This is a genomic window from Candidatus Desulfolinea nitratireducens (assembly GCF_982879505.1).
Genome location: NZ_CEYOSI010000184.1, coordinates 1 through 7,482 on the forward strand (window position 1 = coordinate 1; position 7,482 = coordinate 7,482).

Annotated in this window: 6 protein-coding genes; 1 reads left to right on the forward strand and 5 read right to left on the reverse strand. The window is 50.4% G+C overall.

All coding sequences use genetic code 11. The annotated features are described in order from the left end of the window. Positions 1-283: 283 nt before the first annotated feature. Complete coding sequence (locus AC3DOM_RS13880; protein ID WP_487919639.1) at positions 284-2,830, reverse strand: DEAD/DEAH box helicase; 2,547 nt, start codon at positions 2,828-2,830, stop codon at positions 284-286. A gap of 91 nt (positions 2,831-2,921) precedes the next feature. Between AC3DOM_RS13880 and AC3DOM_RS13885 the strand changes: the two genes are divergently transcribed. Continuing rightward, complete coding sequence (locus AC3DOM_RS13885) at positions 2,922-4,064, forward strand: hypothetical protein (RefSeq protein WP_487919640.1); 1,143 nt, start codon at positions 2,922-2,924, stop codon at positions 4,062-4,064. A 47-nt stretch (positions 4,065-4,111) separates the two neighbouring features. Here the strand turns inward: AC3DOM_RS13885 and AC3DOM_RS13890 are convergent, their stop codons facing one another. From AC3DOM_RS13890 to AC3DOM_RS13905, 4 genes are all read right to left on the reverse strand, one after another. Further along, complete coding sequence (locus AC3DOM_RS13890) at positions 4,112-4,465, reverse strand: hypothetical protein (RefSeq protein ID WP_487919641.1); 354 nt, start codon at positions 4,463-4,465, stop codon at positions 4,112-4,114. A 122-nt stretch (positions 4,466-4,587) separates the two neighbouring features. Continuing rightward, positions 4,588-5,166, reverse strand: a complete 579-nt coding sequence (locus tag AC3DOM_RS13895) for a nitroreductase family protein (protein ID WP_487919642.1) — start codon at positions 5,164-5,166, stop codon at positions 4,588-4,590. A 148-nt stretch (positions 5,167-5,314) separates the two neighbouring features. Then, a complete protein-coding gene (locus tag AC3DOM_RS13900; protein ID WP_487919643.1) occupies positions 5,315-6,004 on the reverse strand; it encodes a zinc metallopeptidase in 690 nt (229 codons plus the stop codon). A gap of 61 nt (positions 6,005-6,065) precedes the next feature. Next, positions 6,066-7,319, reverse strand: a complete 1,254-nt coding sequence (locus tag AC3DOM_RS13905; RefSeq protein WP_487919644.1) for a S41 family peptidase — start codon at positions 7,317-7,319, stop codon at positions 6,066-6,068. Between the last annotated feature and the right edge of the window lie 163 nt (positions 7,320-7,482).

Here is a 7,482-nt window from a genome sequence, read left to right on the forward strand (position 1 = left end):
ATAAATCCCTTCTAAATACTCTGGGCGTGCCTGTGGCATATTTCCTCCTTTTTGCGAGAACTGCATTGCACTTGAAGCGAAGCGGAAAGTGCGTTGCAGTTCGGATTACCAAAAAAATTTTCGCCAATTAATACCCTTCGTTTGGTTTTTCAAGCCCCGCTAAAAGTATCGAATTATACCCATGCTGTGGTTTCACTAGACCCGCTAGCGCATTGTACTCTGCCGAGTGCGTTGCAGTTCGGGTTGGGCAATGCACTGCGGGTATTGTTCTGACGAAAATCTTTCACCTCACCAACTCCCTCAAAATAGCCAATGTCTCCCGTTTCCCGCCGCTGCCATTCTCTCCGCCGGGGCCCGTACACGATGGGCAGCCATCCTTGCATCTGCACTCCTGCACCAGTTGCAGCGCGCTGGCGAGCAGGGTTTCCTGCATCTCAAAAAGCTTCTGGCTAAATCCGATCCCTGCCGGAACCTGATCGTAGAGCACCACCGAGGGTTTGCCCTGGGCGGCTGTCCAGGCCGGGTCGGCGAAAACACCCAGGTCACGGCTATCGGTCATCAGATAAAGCGGGGCAAGGTGTCCCAAAACGGTAGCAAGCCCGGATAAACCCGAACGCATGCGTACATTTTGCTCCGCCTGACGATGACAGGTGCGGCAAAGCGTGACCAGATTCTCCAAACGGTTGGCGTCATCACGTTCGGCGAAATTGCGGAAGGGGATCTTATGATGGACATCGTGCTGGCGACCATCCTCCACCAGGCCACAAACCTGACAGGTGAAACTATCCCGTTCACGGACAGCCGCGCGGATCTGCGCCCAATCGGGGCCATACTTATTTGTATCGTTAGACCAGGCTCCGGCATCCCGCAGCGTTGCGGTCGTTTTATCGTCCAGCGCCAGCCAGTAGCCGGTCGTCTGGAAATCATTCGACGGCAGATCCAGCAGCTCATCCCCCAGATTTTCACCGGTCTCCCAACTGCGCTTGCGGAAACCGGTCACCTGCTCGGTTACCAGCAATTCACCATAGGCCGTATCTGCCCTCACCCCTAACCCCTCTCCCGAACGCGGGAGAGGGGAACTTTCTAATTGTGATAAAAGGGTGATTTCGGTCTGACGCTGGGGCTGGGTGTAATAATCCAGCGCGACGGGAATCAGCGTAGCCACATTTTGCTCAAGATTGAGATCCTGCACAAAATATTGTTGGGCTTCGTGCAAATAGACGGCGCGCGGATGCACCATCCAGGGGGCTGAGCCAAGATCGACTTCGCCTAAAGCGCGCGGTGGGCCGCCATCCTCAATTTGCAGAACGATGTTTTCCGGAGATGCAGAACGGAGCGAAACGCTCGCCGCCGGATAGGAATCGGCCATCCAGAAATATTTCTGCCCGGAGGCGTGCAACTCGCCCCCGCTGACGAGAAAATCGAGGAACTCGGAGGTTGTCTCAGTTGGAAGGCATCCGAAACCATCACCCTCTTTGAAGGGCAATTCGAAGGCCGCGCAGCGCAAATGGTTGAGCAGGATCAGCAGATGATCGGGGTTGACCAGCGCCTGCTCCGGTGAGCGGGCGAAAAAATATTCGGGATGGTGAGCAAGGAATTGATCAAGGGGGCTGGGCGAAGCAACCAGGATCGCCACAGCGGGCGTATCGCCGCGTCCGGCCCTTCCGGCCTGCTGCCAGGTTGACGCGATCCCGCCCGGGTAACCGACCAGCAGGGCTGCCTCCAGTCCGCCGATATCAATGCCCAGTTCAAGGGCGTTGGTCGCCACGACGAGGTTCACATCCCCATTCCGAAGACCTTTTTCAATTTCACGGCGTTGAGAGGGCAGGTAGCCTGAACGGTAACCCCTTATGCCCCCTCCTCGGTCCTCCCCCGCCTGCGGGGGAGGATGAAAGGTGGGGGCCAGAGAGCGGAGGTGCGTCAGGATAATTTCCACACTTCGGCGTGATTTTGCAAAAACGACCGATTGAAGATCATCCCTGAGCAAATCGCCCGCCAGGCGGACAGATTCGATCAAGGAATTTTTGCGCAGTCCCAAGGCCGGGTCAATGACAGGCGGGTTGTAAACCAGAAAGTGGCGTTCCCCCTGTGCGGAGCCATCATCATCGATCAATTCAACCGGGGCTTCGATCAGATTTTCCGCCAGTTCAGCGGGATTTCCAATGGTTGCAGAGGTGAGAATGAATTGAGGCGTAGCGCCATAAAAAGCTGCGATTCTCTTCAGGCGGCGGATGACGTTGGCGACATGCGAGCCAAAGACACCTCTATAAGTATGCATCTCGTCGATGACGACAAAACGCAGGTTGCTGAAGAATTCCTCCCATTTGGTGTGGTGAGGCAGGATGCCCGTGTGGAGCATATCCGGGTTGGAGAGCAGGATGTGTGCGTTTTTGCGAATCACTGGACGCTTGGATTTAGGTGTGTCACCATCGTAAATAACAGGGTGAATATTGGGTAGTTGGAAGGTTTGAAGGTTATCCAGTTGGTCCTGGGTTAATGCCTTCGTGGGGAAAAGATAGATGGCACGAGCTTCCGGGTTTGCGTCCAATGTAGCCAATACAGGCAGATTATAGGCCAGGGTTTTGCCAGAGGCGGTACTGGTTGCCAAAACGATATTTTTCCCCGCACGAGCATATTTCCACGCGGCGGCCTGGTGGCTGTAGAGTGAGTCGATCCCGCGTTCTCGCAGAGCATCTGCAAGTGCAGGTGGTAGATCTTCAGGGAAGGGTGCCCGTTTGGCGGGACGGGCTGGGGTTGTGCGCCACGTTGAAATATTGGGAGCAGTTTCCGGGTCCGTACGCCAGCGGGAGATGAGGTCAGATAATCCCATACCGTTATTCTATCGTGGAATCCCAGTCAAAAAGGATTTGAATTCGGAGTAAAATTATCCTATACTGTATGAGACGATTGAGGAGGCAGAAATGGATGAACAAGCGCTTAGCAATACCAGGGAAAAGATCAGGAGGAAAATGCAGGGTTATCGTTCATTGCCTGAGTATTTATTGGACGGTGTGGGCGCTTTGGCACGCAATCTGACCAGATTTCCGAAGACAAAAAGAGAATCCTTCTTGCCTAAAGACGCAACAGCAGAAAACGACGAGATACCATCTTATTGGGTGAATGGACTGATCATCATGCTCCTAACTTTTTTGGTTGGCTGGCTAACCTCCCTGATTTTGCAGGAATCTCTCTCTGAAGAAGAGTTATGGCTAAGTATATGGGCAGCAGGGGCGGGTGCTTTGGCCCTTGTCGCCAGCAAAGCCAATATGCGCCTTTTTCTAAAAACCTTTCGTGGGCCAATCTTAGAGAAAGTTCAATCGGCAGCAGATGCAGATGATTTGGGAAACTGGCTGGAGAGTAATTTTATCGCCTGGAAACCCTTATTGGTTGGTCTGATATTTGGACCGGGGCTGGCTTTTATTCTATATAAAAACTGGCAGATAAATACTTCAGCTACTATGCATATTGGCCCAATCGTCGTCGTTGTATTGGCTTGTATTCAATCTGTCTGGGTGGCATATTACTTGCTTCCTTTTTACGTCGAATTACCTTCCCGTCTTAGCCGCTACAAATTTGATCTATATACTACCGACCCTAGCAGCTCAGAAGTAATCGGGCGTCTTTCAAAGCTATTGACTTCGATCATGTATATCACCATCGCTTATATTGTTCTTTTGACCATTGGCTTGACCGAGATCAATGTTTTGGATGTGAATATGAACCTGGACGCCGCTGTTGTCTTTGCTGTTTTTGTCTGGGCGCCAACTGTACTGCTCTATGCGGCAGGACAAATGCATATTTCTGACGTAATCTCAAAGGCAAAATGGGATGTTCTGAATGAGGTGCAAACAAAAATTGAATCGCTTTACGCAATTGATGATATCCCCCAAAAGGAAACCCTGGAACGCCTGGAAAGATTAATGGATCATCACGACCGTATTAAGAATACTCCCAATTCAGCGTTGAATTTCCGGTCTGGATTGAATTTCCTGAATTCTTTGCTCTTGCCTGTGCTTGCTTTTTTACTTGCTAATATTGGTGATTTGATCGAATGGATCAAGTAGATTTTGGCAAGTATTTTGTAGAGAGGCGGCCAAATGGCCGCCCTTTTTCATCCTAAACCCAGGGTTTTCCGCAGTAGAAAAACGCTCACTGCACCAATCGCCCACACACCATATCCTGATAATAATATTCCGCTGAGTTTCATCCCGGCACGGGAGGCGATCCAGGCAGCAACCATGAAAAAAAATGTTGGAATAAATCCAAAGATCATACTCAGACTGAATTGGGATGTTGCAGTTTTATCGCCACTGGCAGAGGTGTAGACAATCCATAATGCGAGCGCAGCAGTCAGAGGCATCGTGGCAGTAATCGCTGCGATAACCTTACTCTGCTTCTCGAGGATCGCTACGATTATGATAATGACAACAGACAGAATAACCGGGAGGATATCTTGTGATTTCATGAGGGGAATTATAAAGGTTTTTTAGCAACGATGATACAGAAATGGAAGGAAGTTTTTGCGAGAAAAGAAAAAGTCTCCCATAATTCCACGAGAGACTTTTGACCTACTTGTTTTTCTAAACCTTATGCCAAAGGTTCTTCCCAACTGCCTTGAAATGCGATTTCTTCAAGGGGCTTGCGAATACGCGGTGCGCTTTCTCTTTCTTGCAGCTTTTCCGGAAGACCGGATATATCTCCCAGGTAACCAAAAGCGATCACAGTAAGTGGCGCATATTCATCGGGGATATCAAATGCCGCTTGAGCCTGATCCTTGGAAAAGCCGGCCATCACGTGAGCGTAGAGGTCCATCGCTGAGGCCTGGACGATCATCTGCGCTGTGGCAAGCCCCAGATCATGCCAGGCATATCGTTGGATTCCGCGCTCCCCCTCTTCCTGGGTGACTGCAAGGATCAACAAGGGCGCATTTTCCGCCCAAATCCGATTACCCTCTGAAAGCGAGGCTGCAATTTTTTGATGGGTTTCATCGCCTTTTTGCCCAAGAATAAAACGCCAGGGCTGGGAGTTGCTTGAGGAAGGCGCCCAGCGAGCCGCCTCCAACAGGTGGATAATTGTGTCTTTGCTGATCCCCCGATCAGGGTCAAAAGCGCGTGGGCTGCGCCGATTGGCAATGGTTGGTTCTAATTTAATTTCTGATACTTTCATTCTGAAAACTCCTTCAGATAAATATTCTACTTAATTTCCTATATCAAAAGACGAGGTACCGTTGAAACACCTTACCCAGGAAATAGGGGAGAAAAAAACCTCCTGCCAAACGGCGGGAGGTTTAAGCTTCTTTTCTGCTTTGACAGATTTATCTGCGTCGCCGTCCAGTGAGCAAGCTGGCATAGTAAAGCAATTGCAGGAGAGATGTGACCAATGCCGCAACGTAAGTCAGCGCCGCCGCATTGAGGACGTTATTCACACCACGTCGTTCTTCCCCGGTTTGAATAATACCAGTTTCAGCAAGGAGACGTTTGGCACGGGCGGAGGCATTGAATTCAACAGGCAAGGTCATCAAGGCAAAGAGGGCACCACCTGCAAAAAAGGCCACACCCAGCCAGGCGACATTGATCCAATTCAATAAGAGTCCGGCCATGATCAGAATCCAGCCAAGGTTGGAGCCGATATTAACCATCGGCACCATCGCGGAGCGTATCTGCAAGGGAAAGTATCCTTCAGCATCTTGTTGTGCATGTCCCAGTTCGTGAGCAGCAATCGCCAGCGAGGCAACCGATGCGCCCTGTGCCACACCTTGCGAGAGACGTAAAGTCTTTGAGCGCGGGTCGTAGTGATCGGTCATTTCACCGCGAACACCTTCGATTTGCACATCATAGAGTCCGCCTGCGTTGATCAATCTCTGGGCGGCCTGGTTCCCGTTCATGCGGCTGCTTGCCGGAACCCGGCTCCATTTTTTGTAGGCAGCCTTGACATACCATGAAGTGAACATCACCAGCAATAGGCCGGGGGCCATATAAAGCCAATAAGTGGGGTTGAAAAACATCGTTATCTCCTGAATTTCAATGAGGAACTTAACTTATTTACGCAGAAAAGATATCAAAGTTTTATTCTGCGCCAAGGAGCTCCAGCATTAGTTCTACAGCTTTATCTCTTTGTGGGTCACGTTCGGCTTCAATATCTTCATCCGTTATCTCAATGACCACATTGGGTTTTAAGCCGACACCATGGATGGTGCGTTCGTCCGGCGTAAGCCATTTGGCAATGGTAACACGCACAGCACCCTGATCGTTATTAAGCGGAATCCAGTTCTGGACCGATCCTTTGCCAAAGGAGGTAACGCCAACCAATTGTCCACGGCCGAGGTCTTGAATGGCACCCGCAACCACTTCAGAGGCAGAGGCCGATCCCTCATTCATCAACAGAATAAGCGGAAGGTCGGTCGCCAAACCGCCCCTGGAAGCCTTATGCGTATCCCGGGTCCCATCGCCATATTGTTCATAAAGGACAACTTCACCCCCGGGGATAAATTCTGAGGCAACTTGAATGGCTGTAACCAGAAGCCCACCGCCGTTATTACGAAAATCAACGATAAAACCTTCTGCACCCTCATCAAGGAGATCTTCGAGCGTGGCACGCAATTCCGGAGTGGTATTGGTCCCAAAGGTGAAGATTCGGACATAGCCGATATTGCCTTCAAGCAATTCACCTTCTACACTGGGAATAGTGATATGAGCGCGCGTGACATTGAACTTGAGAGGCTCCGATTCACCTTTTCTGCGAATTGTAAGCTCTACCGTTGTACCCGCTTCCCCCAGCACTTTTCGGATAACAAGATCGCCATCGATGCCGGTCATATCTTCGCCGTCAATCGCGATAACCAGGTCGCCAGGTTTCAGTCCAACCTCCTCAGCGGGAGATCCGGGCATTGGACTGACAATGGCAAGGTAATCGCCAGTCGAATCAACCCATGCGCCGATTCCATCATAGGAGCCTTCCATACTACTGGTAGCCTGGGTATAGACATGCGGATCCATATAAGAGGTATGTTCATCACCAAGAGAATCGAGCATCCCGCTAATGGCACCCTGCATCAATTTCAGATCATCGACGGGTTGATCTACGTAGTCGTCATGGACGATTTGCCAGGCCTCCCAGAAGGGGGTAAAGAGGGTTGTGAGTTCGTCGGGGGTCGCTTCGGTGGTTTCGGGCATGGGCGTCGGCGCAGTTGCTAAAGACAGCAAATCTGCGGGGACATTTTCTTTTATTAAATAACCAGCTGCGAGACCGCCGGAAAAGACCGAAACCAGCAACACACCGATAACCATACCGATTATGATGTAGCGAAAGATTTTATTCATTGGTATCTCCAAAATGTAGTTTTACAATGATGACAGTATTATGAGCATATCACGAGGGTATTAGAAAAATCTAAATATGACAACCCCAGATTATATGAGAAATATATGTGACTCTCGTGAAAAAACTAGCTCTTTAACAACCAGCCAACGACCGTGAGCGGTT